General features: G+C 42.1%; 17 protein-coding genes. 12 read left to right on the forward strand and 5 right to left on the reverse strand.

Annotation, left to right across the window (positions count from 1 at the left end; genetic code table 11):
- Nucleotides 1-32: 32 nt before the first annotated feature.
- From NAF19_RS06055 to NAF19_RS06090, 8 genes are all read left to right on the forward strand, one after another.
- A complete protein-coding gene (locus tag NAF19_RS06055) occupies nucleotides 33-1,481 on the forward strand; it encodes a family 43 glycosylhydrolase (protein WP_252788921.1) in 1,449 nt (482 codons plus the stop codon).
- A 135-nt stretch (nucleotides 1,482-1,616) separates the two neighbouring features.
- The gene (gene hemW / locus NAF19_RS06060; protein ID WP_252788922.1) at nucleotides 1,617-2,738 is read left to right on the forward strand and encodes a radical SAM family heme chaperone HemW; all 1,122 of its coding nucleotides are present in this window, start codon (nucleotides 1,617-1,619) and stop codon (nucleotides 2,736-2,738) included.
- 189 nt (nucleotides 2,739-2,927) lie between these two features.
- Complete coding sequence (locus NAF19_RS06065) at nucleotides 2,928-3,476, forward strand: fasciclin domain-containing protein (protein ID WP_252788923.1); 549 nt, start codon at nucleotides 2,928-2,930, stop codon at nucleotides 3,474-3,476.
- A gap of 217 nt (nucleotides 3,477-3,693) precedes the next feature.
- Complete coding sequence (locus NAF19_RS06070; protein ID WP_252788924.1) at nucleotides 3,694-4,575, forward strand: cupin-like domain-containing protein; 882 nt, start codon at nucleotides 3,694-3,696, stop codon at nucleotides 4,573-4,575.
- Between the two features lie 83 nt (nucleotides 4,576-4,658).
- On the forward strand, nucleotides 4,659-4,937 hold the full coding sequence (locus NAF19_RS06075; RefSeq protein WP_252788925.1) for a hypothetical protein: 279 nt from the start codon (nucleotides 4,659-4,661) through the stop codon (nucleotides 4,935-4,937).
- A gap of 112 nt (nucleotides 4,938-5,049) precedes the next feature.
- Entirely contained in the window at nucleotides 5,050-5,457 is a 408-nt protein-coding gene (locus NAF19_RS06080; RefSeq protein ID WP_252788926.1) for a DUF983 domain-containing protein, read from the forward strand.
- Nucleotides 5,435-6,097 carry a DUF2461 domain-containing protein gene (locus NAF19_RS06085; RefSeq protein WP_252788927.1) on the forward strand — a complete coding sequence of 221 codons (663 nt, stop codon included), beginning with the start codon at nucleotides 5,435-5,437 and terminating at the stop codon, nucleotides 6,095-6,097. Before NAF19_RS06080 ends, NAF19_RS06085 begins: the two co-directional genes overlap by 23 nt.
- A 19-nt stretch (nucleotides 6,098-6,116) precedes the next feature.
- Nucleotides 6,117-6,965, forward strand: coding sequence for an OmpA family protein (locus tag NAF19_RS06090; protein WP_252788928.1), 849 nt, complete (start codon nucleotides 6,117-6,119; stop codon nucleotides 6,963-6,965).
- A gap of 134 nt (nucleotides 6,966-7,099) precedes the next feature.
- Here the strand turns inward: NAF19_RS06090 and rfbC are convergent, their stop codons facing one another.
- From rfbC to NAF19_RS06105, 3 genes are all read right to left on the reverse strand, one after another.
- Nucleotides 7,100-7,648, reverse strand: coding sequence for a dTDP-4-dehydrorhamnose 3,5-epimerase (gene rfbC / locus NAF19_RS06095; protein WP_252788929.1), 549 nt, complete (start codon nucleotides 7,646-7,648; stop codon nucleotides 7,100-7,102).
- A 2-nt stretch (nucleotides 7,649-7,650) separates the two neighbouring features.
- Nucleotides 7,651-7,953 carry a DUF4286 family protein gene (locus NAF19_RS06100; RefSeq protein WP_252788930.1) on the reverse strand — a complete coding sequence of 101 codons (303 nt, stop codon included), beginning with the start codon at nucleotides 7,951-7,953 and terminating at the stop codon, nucleotides 7,651-7,653.
- 108 nt (nucleotides 7,954-8,061) lie between these two features.
- Complete coding sequence (locus tag NAF19_RS06105; protein ID WP_252788931.1) at nucleotides 8,062-9,873, reverse strand: tetratricopeptide repeat protein; 1,812 nt, start codon at nucleotides 9,871-9,873, stop codon at nucleotides 8,062-8,064.
- A 298-nt stretch (nucleotides 9,874-10,171) separates the two neighbouring features.
- On the opposite strand from NAF19_RS06105, the gene NAF19_RS06110 reads away from it, so the two are divergent.
- Genes NAF19_RS06110 through NAF19_RS06120 form a run of 3 tightly spaced genes read left to right on the forward strand, consistent with a single transcriptional unit; the run spans nucleotide 10,172 to nucleotide 14,379 of the window.
- Entirely contained in the window at nucleotides 10,172-12,028 is a 1,857-nt protein-coding gene (locus tag NAF19_RS06110) for an alpha/beta hydrolase family protein (RefSeq protein ID WP_252788932.1), read from the forward strand.
- An 11-nt stretch (nucleotides 12,029-12,039) separates the two neighbouring features.
- Nucleotides 12,040-13,683 (forward strand): sensor histidine kinase, encoded by a 1,644-nt coding sequence (locus tag NAF19_RS06115; RefSeq protein WP_252788933.1) that lies wholly within the window; start codon nucleotides 12,040-12,042, stop codon nucleotides 13,681-13,683.
- Nucleotides 13,684-13,686: 3 nt separating this feature from the next.
- Nucleotides 13,687-14,379, forward strand: coding sequence for a response regulator transcription factor (locus NAF19_RS06120; RefSeq protein ID WP_252788934.1), 693 nt, complete (start codon nucleotides 13,687-13,689; stop codon nucleotides 14,377-14,379).
- A gap of 36 nt (nucleotides 14,380-14,415) precedes the next feature.
- Here the strand turns inward: NAF19_RS06120 and NAF19_RS06125 are convergent, their stop codons facing one another.
- Nucleotides 14,416-15,036 carry a class I SAM-dependent methyltransferase gene (locus tag NAF19_RS06125; protein ID WP_252788935.1) on the reverse strand — a complete coding sequence of 207 codons (621 nt, stop codon included), beginning with the start codon at nucleotides 15,034-15,036 and terminating at the stop codon, nucleotides 14,416-14,418.
- 94 nt (nucleotides 15,037-15,130) lie between these two features.
- Between NAF19_RS06125 and NAF19_RS06130 the strand changes: the two genes are divergently transcribed.
- Nucleotides 15,131-16,972: a CocE/NonD family hydrolase gene (locus tag NAF19_RS06130; RefSeq protein ID WP_252788936.1), complete on the forward strand. Its 1,842-nt coding sequence runs from the start codon at nucleotides 15,131-15,133 to the stop codon at nucleotides 16,970-16,972.
- Nucleotides 16,973-16,999: 27 nt separating this feature from the next.
- Here NAF19_RS06130 and NAF19_RS06135 read toward each other — a convergent pair whose 3' ends face one another.
- The gene (locus NAF19_RS06135; RefSeq protein ID WP_252788937.1) at nucleotides 17,000-17,887 is read right to left on the reverse strand and encodes a UbiA family prenyltransferase; all 888 of its coding nucleotides are present in this window, start codon (nucleotides 17,885-17,887) and stop codon (nucleotides 17,000-17,002) included.
- Nucleotides 17,888-17,922 lie beyond the last annotated feature (35 nt).

Below are 17,922 nucleotides of genomic sequence, written 5' to 3' on the forward strand. Positions count from 1 at the left end.
TCACGTCGAATTTATATAGCAATTGAGTAATTATGAAATTAATAGTTAAGGTAATAAGCACTATATCCCTATTTTCAATATTGTCAACAGGAAGTGCGATGGCACAAGTTGGCAAGCCTTTTATACATGATCCGTCAACCATTGCAGTGTGCGACGGTAAGTATTACACATTCGGAACAGGCGGGGGAGGGTTAATATCCGAAGATGGCTGGGCATGGAATGGAGGCGCAGTAAGACCAGGCGGAGGGGCCGCCCCTGATATATTAAAAATTGGTGATCGCTACCTTATTGTATATGGAGCAACCGGCGGCGGTCTGGCGGGCGGACATAATGGAAAGATATTGACCATGTGGAATAAAACTCTAGATCCAAAATCTCCTGATTTTAAGTATTCTGAAGCTGTTGTAGTCGCCTCGTCCGATGGTATAGAGGACAATGATTCGATAGATCCGGGGCTTTTGCTGGATCCAACCGACGGAAGGCTATGGTTGTCCTACGGCACTTATTGGGGTTATATACGTCTTGTGGAACTTGATCCCAAAACAGGCAAACGTGTAGAAGGAAATAAGGCATTGAATATAGCCATCGATTGTGAAGCCACAGATTTGATATACCGGGACGGTTGGTACTACCTGCTTGGAACACATGGAACATGCTGTGATGGCCCAAACTCAACCTATAATATCGTTGTTGGCCGTTCTAAAAAGATAACCGGCCCATACCTTGATAACATAGGAAGGGAAATGTTGAAGGGCGGTGGCAAAATGGTAGTTGCAGCCGGCGACAGGCTGATTGGGCCAGGGCATTTTGGACGCATAGTACTTGGCTCCGGGGTGGAAAAAATGTCGTGCCATTATGAAGCAGATTTAGAGCAGAGTGGTCGTAGCGTATTGGGTATCCGCCCCTTACTATGGAAAAATGAATGGCCTGTTGCAGGTGATAATTTAAAAGAAGGAACTTTTGAGATTGAGTCTGAGCGGAGAGGATACGCCCTTGAACTGGCCGTAGATTTTACAAGAATGCCGGGTGGAATGCGATTTAACAGAAATAACGACGAACCTGTAAAACCTGTACCCTCACAAGAATTAGCAGATGTACTTAAAACCTGGCCTGCCGGAAACATTGGCGTTAACTTGAGTGATTACATGTTTCGACCTCACCAGAAATGGACAATTTCACCAGTACCTGGTGCAGGAGGATACCTGGGCGGACCATATTATAAAATAGTAATTGCCGGAACAGACCGTGCATTAGCGGCAACAGCAGATGCTGAACTTATTACAGTACCAACGTTTACTGGTGCGTCGGAACAATTATGGCGGATCGATCAGTTGACGGATGGAACTTACAGGATTATGCCAAAGGTGGTTCCGAACTCGAACGAGCATCTGGCTTTAGTTTCCTCTGGAGACAGCACACCGACACTTGCGAAGTTTGACATGAATAGCGATAACTCGAAGTGGAATTTTAGGGTTCACTAATCAATTTAAGTAAACCGCGCTTTAATAGCTGCACGTTATGTTTTAAACAATTGTTGGTGATCCGGGTTACAGAATCAGCATAGTCCTTATCAATATAAATCACAAGAAACTGATAGTTGCGCTTATCTTTGCCTCATGGCAGGCATCTATATCCATATTCCTTTTTGTAAACAGGCATGTCATTACTGCGATTTCCATTTCAGCACGTCTTTAAAATACAAAGACGAACTGTTGCAGGCTTTAATTAAGGAAATAACGCTGCAAAAAAGCTACCTGGATAACGAGACGGTTGAGACCATTTACTTCGGCGGAGGTACGCCATCTATATTGAGCGCAGATGAGCTAAATATACTTATCGGCACCATCACTTCGCTGCATACCGTAGCCTCCAACGCCGAAATTACCATAGAAGCTAACCCAGATGACCTGGACAAAGCAAAATTGCATGCACTGCGTCGAACTAATATTAACAGATTCAGCATAGGCATTCAATCGTTTTTTGATGACGATTTGATCTGGATGAACCGGGTGCATCGCGCCGCCGAGGCCGAAGCATCTGTTAAAAGAGCGCAGGATATTGGTTTTGAAAACATTACAGTCGACCTGATTTATGGTTATCCGCTGCTGAGCGATGCCAAATGGAAATACAACCTTGATAAAGTTTTTGAGCTGGATATCCCCCACGTATCATCCTATTCCATGACGGTTGAGCCGCAAACCGCACTTGCATCATTTATCAAAAAGAAAAAACAACCAGCCATGGATGAGCAGCAAAGTGCCGAGCAGTTTATATTACTGATGGATGCTATGCAAACCCATGGTTTCGAGCATTACGAAATATCAAACTTTTGCAAACATGGACACTATTCCCGGCATAACTCCAATTATTGGAAAGGTGTAAAATACATGGGTATAGGCCCATCGGCGCATTCCTACAATGGCGAGACCAGGCAATGGAACGTAGCCAATAACGCAAAATATATCCAATCGCTCGAAATAGGTAAAATCTCCGCAGAAACCGAACTGCTTACAGAAACCGACCGTCTGAACGAATACATAATGACCTCCCTCCGCACCATGTGGGGGTTAGACCTGAAAAAACTAAACACTATTGCCCCCGGCGCCGAAAGCGAACTAACCAAAGGTGCCCAGCGCTACTTTGAGAACGGGTGGATTGAGCAAAAAGAAGATGTGATTTACCTGACAGCATCAGGAAAACTGTATGCCGATAACATTGCCGGGGGATTGTTTTTTTAAGATAAGTCAGACGGCATAAATATTGTATTTACCTCCAAAACATCTTGTTTCATACGTGGGCGGTACTTACGTAATTGGCTGCTTTTCGGTTTAAAACTGCTTAAAACCTGTGGCTATGCGAATTATGGGATGAATAAAAACCGCGCTAAAACGCAGCGCGTATCTTCCCCAAAACAACATTATAATCACATGAAAAAATTAATAATCGCGGCCTTTGCTTTAGCAGCTATTGCAATTGCGCCCAAAGCAAATGCACAAACAAAAATGGTTGGCGGCGCAGCAATGTACCCTACCAAAAACATTATTGAAAACGCAGTAAACTCAAACGACCACAAAACGTTGGTTGCTGCAGTTAAAGCAGCCGGCCTGGTTGAAACACTTGAAGGCACTGGCCCATTCACCGTATTTGCACCAACTGATGAGGCATTTGGCAAACTGCCAGCTGGAACAGTGGACAACCTGGTGAAACCTGAAAACAAAGCTACTTTAACCAAAATTTTAACTTACCACGTAGTTGCTGGCCGTTTAAGTGCTAAAGACTTGTGGATGCAGGTAAAAGCCGGTAAAGGAAAATCTGAATTAAAAACCGTTCAGGGCGGTACTTTAACAGTGATGGCAGAAGGTAAAAAATTGTATTTGGTTGATGAAAAAGGCGGCAAATCGTGGATAACCATTGCTGATGTATTTCAAAGCAACGGCGTTATACATGTAGTGAATACTGTACTTATGCCTAACTAAAAGCATTCTTGCCGGTTTACAATTGGTATCAATTTACCAATAATAAAAGCAGGTCATTTCAAATTGAGATGGCCTGCTTTGTTGCTGTCGTGCTTTTAACTAAAATAATTTTTAACAATTTATTAATACAACGGGCGGGATAATTTCGTTATTTTGTTAGCTTTCCGATGGATAAGTTTTTATTTAAACTTGTATTAATAGGAAATCAACATAAGATATGAGTTTTATTCTCCGCCCTATTGATACCGTAGAAACTATTAGCCCTGCCGATTTTACAGCCAATTATTTAAAGCCGCGCCGTCCACTGGTTATTAAGGGCTTAACCAATAATTGGGCAGCCCGCGAAAAATGGACCCCTGAATATTTAAAAAGCGTTGTTGGCAGCAAAGTAGTGCCACTGTACGATAATTCAAAAGCCGACCCGTCAAAACCTATTAATTCGTCGGCTGCGGAAATGCCGTTTGATAAGTACATCGACTTGATCATGTCTGAACCTACTGAACTGCGGATATTCTTTTTTAATATTTTTAAGCATGCCCCACAACTTCTGGATGATATTGCGTTTCCAAAAGAACTGATGGGAGGCTTTTTAGAGAGCATGCCTTCCATGTTTTTCGGTGGTTCAAACTCGGTTACTTTTTTGCATTACGATATTGATTTGCCGCATATTTTCCATACCCATTTTGGGGGTAAAAAGCATGTGATATTGTTTGAAAATAAATGGAAACGCCGTTTGTACTGCATCCCTAATGCTACCTATGCGTTGGAAGACTATGATGTACTAAACCCGGACACCAAAAAATTCCCCGCCCTTGACGGTGTCGAAGGCATAGAGGTGTTTTTAGAGCATGGCGATACGTTGTTTATGCCGACCGGCTATTGGCACTGGATGAAATATGTTGAAGGCGGTTATTCGCTCAGCCTGCGTGCATGGGATGCCTCTATAAGCCGGAAAGCAGCCAGCATTTACAACCTGGCCATAAAAGGAGGCCTCGATAGTGTGTTGAAGATGGCCTTTAAAGCAAATTATGCGCAATACCGTGAGAAATTGGCCGTAAAATGGGCGAACAGGGAGTTGGCTGCGGGGAAACCATATTAAGCGTTTTTTCAATTATCGCAGCATTAACCTGGCAGATACATTTCAAATTGCTTACCAATAAATAATACTGTAAATTTGCAACCATGAAAGCAAGCGTAAAAACATTGATATTTTCCATTATGTTTTGCATGGCGATAATTAGCGCCAAACCGGTTAAGGCCCAGTGCGCCCAATGCGCCGCTACGGTTGAAACCAATACCAAAAATGGTGGTAACGCCGCCAGGGGATTAAACAAAGGCATTTTATTTTTGTTGGGCGCCCCCTACCTGGTAGTTGCCGTGGGCGGATATATCTGGTATAAAAATTATCGCCGTAAAAATGTTAGTCTTGAAGTTCGCAACGAAAAGTTGAATTTGAATTAGTTCATAGTTGATGGTTCATAGTTCATGGCAGCTGCCTGTCATTTAATGAGCCGCTCGTTGCCTGATATGCTATTTTACCATGAACTATAAACCATCAACCATGAACTACTAAATGGCCGAAACATCAAAATCATGGGCAATGCTGCATACCAAGTGCCCACGCTGCAGGCGGGGCGCTATGTTTAGCGGAGGCATGTACAACTTCGGATCCAACAAAATTCATGAAGTCTGCCCCCATTGCAATTTACACTTTGAAATTGAACCGGGTTATTTTTATGCCGCCATGTATATAAGCTATGCGCTGAATGTATTTGAAGGGTTTGGTATTGTTGCACTTACGTACCTGCTTACCCATAATGCCAGTTCACCATGGCTTTACACCGGGACTATTATTGGCGGGTTATTTGTGCTGTCGCCAATAAATTTCAGGTACTCCCGCGTTTTGCTTTTATATTTGATGTCACCCAAGATAAATTACCAGCCGCATTTAGATATTGATGATTCAACGCCATACCTTTGATTTTTTAAAAGACCTGGTTGAAAATAATAACCGGGAATGGTTCCAGGTAAATAAGGAACGCTATGAGGCCGCCCGCACAAATGTGATAGATTTCACCGCGGAACTGCTAAAACTAATGCACAAAGTCGACCCCGGAATTGACGCCGCGCTCGATCCCAAAAAATGCGTAATGCGTATTTACCGCGACATACGTTTCAGAAAAGACAAAACACCCTATAAAAACAATTTCGGCATTAGCATACCCGCCAAAGGGTTAAGGCTTGGGGGAGCAGAATACTACCTGCAAATTGCACCAGGCAACTCATTTATTGCCGGGGGATATTGGATGCCTGAAGCTGCACATTTAAAAGCGATACGCCAGGAGATTGACTATAATGCGCACGAGCTTAAAAATATAGTTGACGATGCTGCGTTTAAAAAGCTATTCGGCGAATTCAGAAAACAGGATGCACTTAAAACTGTGCCGCGCGAATACGGCGCCGACAACGAGAATATTGACTTGCTAAAACTTAAGAGTTTTGTAGCCTTCCACCAGTTTAGGGATGAGGACCTGATGAAAAAAGCCGCGCCTGAAACCGTAGCTACAATATGTAGCAAAATTTATCCACTGAATGTATTTTTAAATAACGCCATCACCTAAAATATTTAATAACCTTAATATGAAAACCAGGAATATTTTATTTTCAGCTGTCTTACTTTTGACACTCCACTCCTGCGTGGTAATGTCGCCAAAAAAATATAAGGCATTGGTTGCCGAACGCGATTCGCTATCCATGCGTTCAAACGCCTTATTTGATACGGTGGCTATGCTCCGCGCTGATACTATGCGCCTGCACCGCGAAATACGTGAGGCACAGGGTGCTAATGAATCGCTTAAAGGCACCTACAATGCCCTTAACGACAAGTACAATTCTCTGAATAATAATTATAATGCCAGTTCGTCAAAAGTTACCGCGCTATCTTCAGATCTAAAGAAACGTGAGGCCCGGCTAAAAGAAGTGGAAGATGCCTTAAAGAAACGCGATGAGGCTACCAATGCTTTAAGGGACAAACTGCAAAAAGCTTTGCTTGGTTTCCAGGCAAATGGCCTTTCAGTTGATATCCGCAATGGCAAAGTTTACGTGTCACTAACTGATAAATTATTGTTCCCTTCGGGCAGTATTGTAATTGATGCGCGCGGCAAGCAGGCACTGGCACAATTGGCAGCAGTGCTTAATAAAGAAGCTGATATCAACATTGCTGTTGAAGGCCATACCGATGATAAAAAAGTAATTAATCTCGGGCAGATAAAGGATAACTGGGATTTAAGTGTGCTTCGTTCTACATCGGTTTGCCGTTATCTTACCGAAGTTGAAAAGATTGACCCTCACAGGCTTACTGCAACCGGCAAAAGCCAATACCAACCAATTGATCCTGGCACCACGGCAGATGCACTTTCAAAAAACAGGCGGATTGAAATTATATTAAGTCCCAAACTGGACGAATTGTATAATTTAATAAAACAGTAACTGGGACTGACAGATTTTAGGAATTATATTTGATAAAAGGCTGGTAGAAATACCGGCCTTTTATCAGTTACCTCTGGTTAACAAACCAGCCATTTTTTACAATCGGAAAAAGCGCCAAAATCCGTTGATCCTGGTCAGAAGGGACTTTTTAAATCTTTAAAAGATGATAAAAGCTCGTCTTTAGGCGATAGCCGTGCTTCACCTGGAGCCAGGCGCCAATCTATATTCAAAGTAGGATCATTCCATATAACGCCAATTTCAGAATTTTTATCGTAGTAGTTATTTACTTTGTAGTTGAAGATGGTATTGTCTTCTAGTACCGAGAAACCATGCAGAAAGCCTGCAGGTATCCAAAACATTTTTTTGTTTTCGCCGCTTAGCTCGATAGAGAAATGCTGGCCGTAAGTTGGTGACGTTTTCCGTATGTCAACTGCAACGTCTAATACCCTGCCATTTATCACCCGCACCAGTTTGCCTTGTGCATAAGGGTTAGCCTGACCGTGCAGTGCCCTAACAGCGCCTTTGCGCGAAAATGACTGGTTATCCTGCACAAAATCAACAGCTATCCCTGCATCAGTGAATTTGGCCTTGTTGTAGCTTTCGTAAAAATAACCACGGTCATCATTAAAGATTTGGGGCTCAATTATCAACAGCCCTTCTATATCGGTGTTTGTTATTTTCATTTTTAGTCGACGGTTTTCATCAGGGTATTAAATATCACAAATTGGTTTTCAAATTCCTGGTTGTGAATATCCTGCAAACGGTGTAAATGCCGGGAATAAAATTGATTAAAGTCTTCGATTGTTGCCGCATGATACTGTACACAATAAGTAACACCCTCATTCGGCGAATCGATAACGGTAAGCACCTGGTACGATTTAAAATGCCTGGTTTCCATTACAGCAGGTATATACACTTCCTGCATCCAGTTCAGCCATTTTTCGTGGATTGATTCATCCACTATTACGGTATCATTAAATATAATCATTAGGACAAAAATACATTTTTTTGGTTGATTGAGTTAGATTAAGTTGATTTGGTTAGGGAGAGTTGCATGCCATTCGAACTTAATCAACTACTCACTTAATCGACCTAATCAACTGGCTGCTTCGTTCTTATCCCCCCTCAGCACCCTGAAACGCTTGCGTGCCTCATTGATGTAAAGGCTTCCGGCATAGTCGGTAATAATTTTTTGATAGTAGATTTTAGCCTTTTCTTTATCGTTTAGCTGATTTTCATAAATGTCGCCCAGCATAAAAACGGCGTCGTCGGCCCAAAGGTCAAAACTGTGTTCTTCGGCAATTTTCTTTAACAGTGGCACGGCATCGGCATAATTTTTCTGCTGAATAAACAGCCGTGCTTTCGCCATTAAAATATCATCAGTAAGCGAGTTACTGGGATATTTTACGTCTATACTATCCAGGGTAATCAATGCTTTCTCGGGCTGTTCGGCAAAAAGGGCCAGGTCGGCGCGCGCATAAATTTTCAGGGGCGCTCCGCTGGTATCGGCTACAATACTATCTGATATCAATAGCGACAGATTTAACGCGTCGTTAGCAATCAACTGCGACGTAGCCGCTTTCAGCACATCCAGCTGCCCTTTGGCCCATGTAAAATCGCCGGTATAATAGGCGAGCTTGGCATTCCGGTACTTGGCATCCTGGCCAACTGCAGTGTTTTTAAAATCTATCTCAACCTGGCTATACAGTAAAGTGGCATCCCAGGGCTTATTGTCCAATAGCGAAACATCGCCAAGGTCGAGCTTGCAACTGGCCAGCAGGACAGGCCTAACGCCTGGTATTTTTACAGCGTCTTCAAGTAGCGCCTTTGCATCAGCTATTTTATGAAGCTTAAAAGCCTGCAGGTTGGCTAGCTTCTGCATAGCAAAAACAGTGTTGGCGTTTTTGCCGAACTCGGTTAGTAAATCGATATAATCCTTTTCAAGACTGATCAAATCTTCCTTAACATATTTCCCTGACGTTACCCTTAAATTTTTGGTGTTTATCAACTCGATTTTAGCGGGTATGTATAACGAATTATCTTTCCCCTTACTTACCAAATACTCATATCCGCGGATTGCTGCATCATAAGCTTCGTTGCTAACCAGGGTACGGCAGAGCTCAAAAATATTGGCGCCATCATCGTTTTGCCGTCGGCTCATGGCCAGTGCCTGGTTCAGCGCCATGTCAAACTGCCGCTGTTGCAAAAATTGCCAGGTGAGTAATTCGGGGTATATGGTTTGCTGCGGATCTTTTTGAATACGTTTCAATAATGCTGCCTTTAATATGTCATAATCGACCGGCCCCTCAAATAAATTCGACATGGTGTTTTCTGCCTGGTTTATAAACGGCGGGTTTGTCGGCAAAAAATTCATATACTCTTCAACCAGGGCAGCCTTATCCCTTTTATAGCGGTAAAGATTTATCAATTCGTAAGAAAAGACCTGCTCGTTTTTCAGCAGCTTGCGACCCTGTAAAAATATTTTTATAGCATAATCAACATTTGCGTTCTGGTAAAATAACGAGGCCAGCATACTTATTTGCGCTTGGTCGGGCGGCAGGTTTTTAATAAGTTCATCATATATGGCGTTTGCTTTCTCAACCTGGCCTTGCTGCGTATAGGCATTGGCAAGAGTTATGTTGTATTGCTTTTCTTCAGGGTGCTTACGCACCATTTTTTTTGCGGTTGTAACAGCTTCGTCAAACTTTTTGAGCTCAATCAGGCTGCTCATGTAAACAGTAAAATACTCTTCGTTATTTTGCTTATACAGTTTTTGGTATATGTCGAAAGCCTTTTGTGGGTCGCCATTAGCGGCGTACTGCTTAGCCAGCAAAAGGTCATTATCCTGGGCAAACAGCCGGGGAGCGGCTGCGAATAGAAATAAAAAACATAAGAGGACTTTCTTCATCTTTTCAAAAATATGTTTTTTATTTGAAGATTTTTATTGATTTACTGACGAGGTATTTTGATGATTTGCAATTTGATAATCAACGCCGATTTCTTTGTTATTATACCATCAAACGCATTTTTCATTTTCAAATTATCAATTTAGCACATTTTCAATTGCTTAAATCTTAAAATTGCGCGCGGTAAAATTGTAGTGACAGTTTGAATAGATAGAGTTTATTGTATAATTTAACCTGATTAATAAACCTCTGGAGTATACACTGATGTTGAAGCATCTGAGAATATTTTTATTTGTTTTAATGGCCGCACTGAGTGCCTGCAAGCAACATGCGCGCCAGATAGCTATAATTGACTTTTTTAAAACACCCGAAAAAGTTGCCTATCGCATATCTCCCGATGGCAAATACCTTTCATACCTGAAGCCTTTTAAGGATAAACAAAACTTATTTATCCAGTCGCTGACCGATGGTAAGGTGCGAATGGGCACTTCGTTTACCGATTATTCGGTTAGGGGCGATTACTATTGGACATATAATAATGAAATAGTTTTTTTCCAGGACAATATCGCATCCGACGAAATAAAAATGTTTGCCCTGGACATATTCACCTTAAAAACATCACTCATTATTTCTCAGAATAAAGTGCGGATCGCCATTTTAGGGCGCGACAGGCACGAACCGGACATTATCACTGTAAGGATGAACCAGCGCGACCCGGCCAATTTTGATATTTACAGGTTGAATATCAAAACCGGCGAGCTAAAACCTTACCTGATAAACCCTGGTAATATAACTCAATGGTATCCCGACGCCAATGGAAAAATACGACTGGTGAGGGCATCGGACGGTGTTGACGAAAGCATACTCTATCGCCCTAATGATGATACCCCGTTTAAACGTATTATAGCTAACAATTTCAAAACGTCAGTAAGGCCTATAGCCTTTACAGGGGAGAAAAACCACTTCTATGCATTGTCAAACGTCAATCGTGACAAATCGGCCCTGGTTGAGATCAATGCCGAGGATGGCAAGGAGCGTAAAGTGATTTTTGCTAACGACAATGCAGACATCCAAAGCTGGGATTATTCAAAAAACACGCATAAAATTGAGTTAGTATCATGGGATGCAGCAAAACCTCAAACCCATTACCTGGACCCGGATATAAAAAGCATTTATGATAAATTAAATGCCGAGTTGAAGGGCAACGAGGTTGATATAGCCGACAGGGATAGTGCCGAAAATAAATTTATTGTCTTTACCTACACCGACCGTAACCCGGGCTCGTATTACCTGTTTGAGCGCAGTACCGGAAAACTTAGCAAACTGGGCGATATAAACCCGGATCTTAAGCAAGACGAACTGAGCACGATGCAACCCATTAGCTACAAAGCTGGAGATGGCATGGTGATTAACGGTTATCTTACACTTCCTCTTGGCACAAAAACCACCAACCTGCCGGTGGTAGTGATGCCGCATGACGGGCCATTTCTCCATAATGGCTGGGGCTACAACCCCGAAGTGCAATTTTTAGCTAACCGGGGCTATGCTGTTTTCCAGGTAAACTACCGCGGATCAACCGGTTTTGGCAAGGCATTCCATAGTGCTGGATTTAAAGAAGTTGGCGGCAAAATACAACAGGATATTACCGATGGAGTAAGCTGGCTTATTGCAAATAAAACAGCGAACCCAAAGAAAATCGCCATTTTCGGCGGCGGTTTTGGAGGCTTTTCTGCCTTGTATGGTGTCTCTTTTCATCCTCAATTATATAATTGTGCTATTGTACAACACGGGCTGATTAACTTCTTCACCTATATAAAGGACGCGCCGCCATTTTTTAAGCCGATGGTACAGATGACATATGAACGGGTTGGTAACCCTGAAACTGATGCCAGTCAGCTCAGGGCTATATCACCGGTATTTAATACCGATAAAATACGCGCGCCGCTGCTTATTTTCCAGGGCGCCAGGGACGACCGTGCAAACATTAGCGAGTTAAACCAGTTTGTGCGCGAACTGCAAAAACAAAACGGAAGCGATAAGGTTAGATATTTTTTAAAACCAATGGAACGTACCACGTTCCGCAGCCAGGCAAACCGTACCGAGATGTATACCGAGATTGAGAAGTTCCTGGACGAGAATATGCGGGTAAAACAATAAAACCTGTTTTTATGACAAAGCAGGCCACCACTTACCGAAAAAACTTTTCATTAATTATCATTTTCCTGATACTTATATCGATAACTTTTATAATTGCCCTTATCGTATCCTATTACCTTAATGCTAAGTATGTTGAAAATGAATTTGCATCGAAAAAAATTGATGTGCAGGAACAAACCGTTAAGCCATATGGTAATTTTTTTAATAACACTATACCGCAAATTACATCGTACCAGGGCTTTATGGACTCAACTGCAGCTGCCCGCTATACCGATTCTGTATTCCGAAACTATGATTTTGTGAAACGGATCGTTTTTTATGATGTACAAATTGGCAACCAAAAAAATGGCGTTATTATTAAAAACAACTTAGGAATTTCAATAAATGCCATGTATCAATACTGGCAAAAAAATGGAAGGGCCCAGGGGATTAGAATTTGGAATACTACCAGTGAGCCCGACTTTGAATTAATGGCTACCAAACTCGGCAATTATATTGCCCAAACGGATACGCTACGCGGTTCTACTGCAGATGAAATATTCCGGACTTTTTATGACATAAAGCACGATAAAATAAGCTACTCGAATATATTACGACGTGAGGACGTAAAAATAATAAGAGAACTGCAACGGCACCCTAACTCCACATCATATTCAAAACAAAATATGATGACATTTTTTTTAGATCCATACCTTCTTAAAATAAAAAACACGCACAAAGAATTATACCAGGAAGTAACCTTACAACCCGTTGTGTACGATCCGCCCGATAACCCCAGCGGCACTATGGTGACAGAAGTAACGCTTCCGGGCGCATTTTCCGACTATAAGCTTTATTTCCGTTCGGCGCCGAATTATCTTAATGCTGAGATTAATCGCAGGTTTATGCCTATCGGCGCCTTAGTACTGTTAATTTATTGCTTCCTGGTGCTTATTGGCTGGCTTATTTACCGCAACCTGAGCGTTAACGTTAAGCTGTTTAAATTGCAGTACGATTTTATTAACAACTTTACCCATGAATTTAAAACGCCGGTAAGCGTTATAAAAATAGCCGGCTCGAACCTGAGCGGTGACAGCGAGCTAACCGAACGCCAGCGCAAACAATACGGCAGGATTTTAAATGAGGAGGCCGATAAACTGAACGAGTTAATGAACAAACTTCTTTCATTTACTCAGCTCGAAAATAAATCAATAGATATAAAAAGGGAACAAATTGATGTTGAGCATTTTGTAAAAAGTTACATTGAAACTTTCCGGATAAAATACCCGGATTTTAAAATCAGCTTCGCTTTTGGAAAGGTAGACACGTTTTATACCGACCCGGTGCTACTGGGTAGCGTTTTTCAAAACCTGATAGAGAACGCGTATAAATATTCGCATCCGCATAAAAAAGAGCTTGCCATACACGTAGGCAGCAACAAGCGAAATATAGTTTTTTCGTTTAGAGACCGGGGCATAGGAATACAAAAAGATGAACTGACAAACGTATTTAAAAAGTTTTACAGGATAGAAAATCAGTATAATCAAAACGGGAGCGTGGGCCTCGGCTTGGCTTTTTGTAAAGAACTGGTTAATTTTATGGACGGAGAGATAATTGTTAACAGTAAAGTAAAAGAAGGTTCGGAGTTTATAGTTACCTTACCTTACGAAAATTGAGATATGAATAAAGAAATAAAAATTGCGCTGGTTGAAGATGACGAAAACCTGCGTTTCCTGGTATCTGAGCGCTTGCAAAGCGAAGGTTATAAAGTTTTGGAAGCCGCCAATGGTGATGATGCCGAGAAAATAATTTTGAGCGAATTGCCCGAAATTGTTTTGCTCGACTGGATGCTACCAGGCAAACAAGGTTCGGAAGTTTGCACCAATATACGTCAGAAAGGTTTCGACAATCTTGTTATTATGATGACCGCCAAAGGACAGGATGTGGACAAAATTGAGGCCTACAATTTCGGTGTAAGCGATTATATCATCAAGCCGTTTAATATGGACGTATTGGTGGCTATGATTGACAATAAGATAAAATTCTCGTTAAACAGCGAGAAAACCGAGTCGTACAAATTTGCCAATATGGAGCATTTGCCCAATACACACCTGCTTGTTAAAGAGGGGCGTAAAATTGAACTGACCATACTGGAAAACCGCATATTGCTGTACTTCCTAAAAAATAAGAACAAGGTAATTAATCGCGAGGAATTGATGATGGAAGTTTGGGGTTATAACGCCGATGTAAACACCCGCACCCTTGATATGCACATAGTGCGCCTCCGTAAAAAAATTGAATCAAATCCAGATTCGCCGCAATATTTGCAAACGGTGAGGGGTATTGGTTATAAGTTTGTTTATAACGGGTAAACAGCCCTCCTTGTAGAGACACAATACTTTGTGTCTCTACCTTTTTTTGTAGATTTTCGCCACCACAAAATCACCATAAAAACATTTTCCCTCAAGCGCCTTAAAGCCACCCGAAGTAAAAAGCCGGTCCACATCCGGCAATTCCGATGCTTCGATTTTGCAAAGAATCCTGAAAAATAAAAACATAGCTTTTAATAAAACACTTTGCCACCATTTGCCGGTAAGTTGAAAATCGGCATTAAGCCAAATCGCGCCAGGCTTAAGCAACTGATGGATATAGTTGAACACTGTTTGTGCAGTTGCTTCTGTAAAATTATCAAATAAAAAAGGTGTTATCACTGCATCAAATTCCCTATTAATACCTACATTTTCAATGGCGTCATTAATAAAAACAACGCTGTTTAGCCCGGTATTTTGTCGCCTGGAGCGGGCCATCATATCGGCAGCAATCTCCACATAAGTTATGCCGAGGCCCGATGGGTGTATTTTGGTTAATTCTTCCAGTATCCAACCGGTGCCGCCGCCAACTATCAAAACGGCACTATTGGCAGGCACAAATTGCAGTAAGTAAACCTGCGCGTTTATCAAAGCCCGCCCGTAAACCAGTCGCGAAAGCCTATCATAAAACCACGCTGAATTATTATAGTTGGAAGCCACTTTTTAGTTCAAAATTATTTTAACCCACTTAACCACTCACTTAATCAACTTAATCAACGAATTACCTATCTTTAATAACCTTAACTCAGCAAAGATGAAAGTATTATTTATAAGAGTCAGCCTTTTTGGTGTTTTACTGTTCGACGTTTTTAGTTTAAAGGCCCAACAGGTAAAACCAGAGGATAAATACAACCGCCGGGAAGAAATGATAACCATGCGCGACGGCATTAAATTGCACACTGTTATATTTTCACCAAAAGGACAAACTGAAAAGTTACCGTTTTTAATATTGCGAACGCCCTACGGTGTTAACGAATATCCCAGCCCTGAAAAACAGGGCTACGTTAAGGACATGGCTGATGACGGCTATATTTTTGTTTTCCAGGATATAAGGGGCAGGTACTTGTCGGAAGGTAAGTATGCGATGATGCGCTTTAGCAGGGACAAAAGCAATCCTAAAGCCATTGACGAAGCCAGCGATACTTATGATACGATAGACTGGCTGTTAAAAAACATCCCGGACAACAACGGCAGAGCAGGCATGTACGGTATATCATACGATGGCTGGACAACCATCATAGCCGCACTCGACCCACATCCGGCATTAAAGGCCGTTTCAGAACAGGCAACACCTTCGGACATGTTTATGAATGATGATTTGCACCATAACGGGGCATTCCGTTTAAGCTATGCTTTTGAATATGCTTTTATGGAAGAAATATCAAAGACAGATTCGCTTTACCAATTTGGCAATTATGATACCTACGATTGGTATTTGAAGCTGGGGCCATTATCAAACATGAACAAAAAATACATCCACGACAAGTTGCCCAGCTGGAACAACTTTACTATCCACCCAAATTACGATGCCTACTGGAAAAAGCAGGCGCTAAAATCGCGGTTGGACTATCCACGGCTTGCTATACAGCATGTTAGCGGCTGGTGGGACCAGGAAGATATGGTTGGCCCCCAGGATGCCTATAAAGCTTTAGAAAAAAAGGATACAAAAAATCAGAATTTCATTGTGCTGGGCCCATGGCGCCATGGCGGCTGGGCAGGCGGCGATGGCCGGAGCCTGGGCAACATAAAGTTTGAAGAGCCTACAGCAACTTATTTCAGGAAAGAGATACAGGCCAAATGGTTTGCCTGGTATTTGAAGGATAAAGGCGATGGCAAATTTGCCGAAGTAATATCTTTTCAAACCGGTTCAAACAAATGGAAGAACTACTCGGCCTGGCCGCCAAAAGATGTTGCCACCAAAAATATTTATTTTCACAGCAACGGTAAACTATCTTTCGACAAGCCATCAGCAAAAGAGGCAAAGCCATTTGACAGTTATGTATCCGATCCGGCAAAACCGGTGCCCTACCGTGCAAGGCCAATTGAGGAAACATACGGCCCCGGCTCACGCTGGTATACGTGGCTTACCGACGATCAGCGTTTCGTTGACAGCCGTCCCGATGTACTGACGTGGAAAACCGATACGCTAACGCAGGATGTAACCATAACCGGTGACGTGATTGCCAAACTATATGCCGCCACAACCGGCAGCGACGCTGACTGGGTGGTAAAACTGATAGATGTGTACCCGGAAAATTATAAGAAAGAACCAAAAATGTCGGGTTACCAGTTAATGATTGCCGACGACGTTTTTAGGGGACGGTTTAGAAATAGTTTTAGTAACCCGGAGGCTATTACGCCCAACAAAGTTGAGGTATACACTATTGATTTACACGCCGCCGACCACATGTTCAAAAAAGGCCACAAAATCATGGTACAGGTACAAAGCACCTGGTTCCCTATTATCGATCGCAACCCGCAAAAGTATGTGCCTAATATTTTTGAAGCAAAGGAAAGTGATTATCAACCGGCCACGCAGAAGGTGTATCATTCGGCGCAATTTGCAAGCAGTATTGAATTGCCGGTGGCGGAGTAGTTAATGTGGAAATCAGATTTATTAGGGTTAAAAATATCCCCAAATCCAATTAAACAATAGGACCAACAAATATTGCAGTATCAGTACGCCGTCCATACAAAAAAAGTAATAATACTCATTCTTCTCCCATTTTGATTTGAAGATGAGCCAGCCGGTTAAGATGACTGAAAGCGCCAAAGCCCAAAAATCGTGTCCAATGGTATGATTTTTAAAAAGGAGCAACAGGATAATATACCCGCCCAGCAATATCTGGCAAAACAGGTAGGCATTTTTTTCGCCTAAAACGGTGGGCACTGTTTTTAACCCCGATTTGCGGTCGTCAAACAAATCGCGGATATCAAAAGGGATGGTTAAGGCTGCGATAAACAGAAAGCGTTTGGCTATTAATATGGTAATATCACGCAGACTGATGGTTGTTAAATGAAAATGCTGCGCTTCCAGCACCGGCAGCAAAACAATACTCATCGTCCATACCAGGGCTATCATAAACTGTTTTAACCAGGGTATGTGCCGCAACCCGAATTTTTGATCGCCGATGGTAAATAGCGGGATGCTGTAGAAAAAGGAAATAATACCTAAAAATATCAGCAGTATCCGCGACTCCATCGAAAGCAAAACAAACAGCGGGATTAACGAAAGCAGTGACACGATGGTGAATGTTACCATTAACCGGTAGTGTCCAAAAAACCATCTTATACGTAAATACGGTGATTTAAGCGGGTCGCCGGTTTTGGTGGCCAGGATACTGAAGTTATAAATGCCTAATGTTGACGTAAATAAAAGGCCCAGAACAGGTAACATCGGCTTGGCACCGATGAGGTAAAATGTAAGCAGACCCTGTGCAACGGCACAAAGTGACATGAAAATATTACTGAACAGCAGAAAATCAAAAACAGAATAAAATGTTTTTTTCATTTTCGATTGATGGTAGTCTTTTTAAGTCCGTAGTC

The organism is Mucilaginibacter flavidus (assembly GCF_024055575.1).
Taxonomy (GTDB): Bacteria; Bacteroidota; Bacteroidia; order Sphingobacteriales; family Sphingobacteriaceae; genus Mucilaginibacter; species Mucilaginibacter flavidus.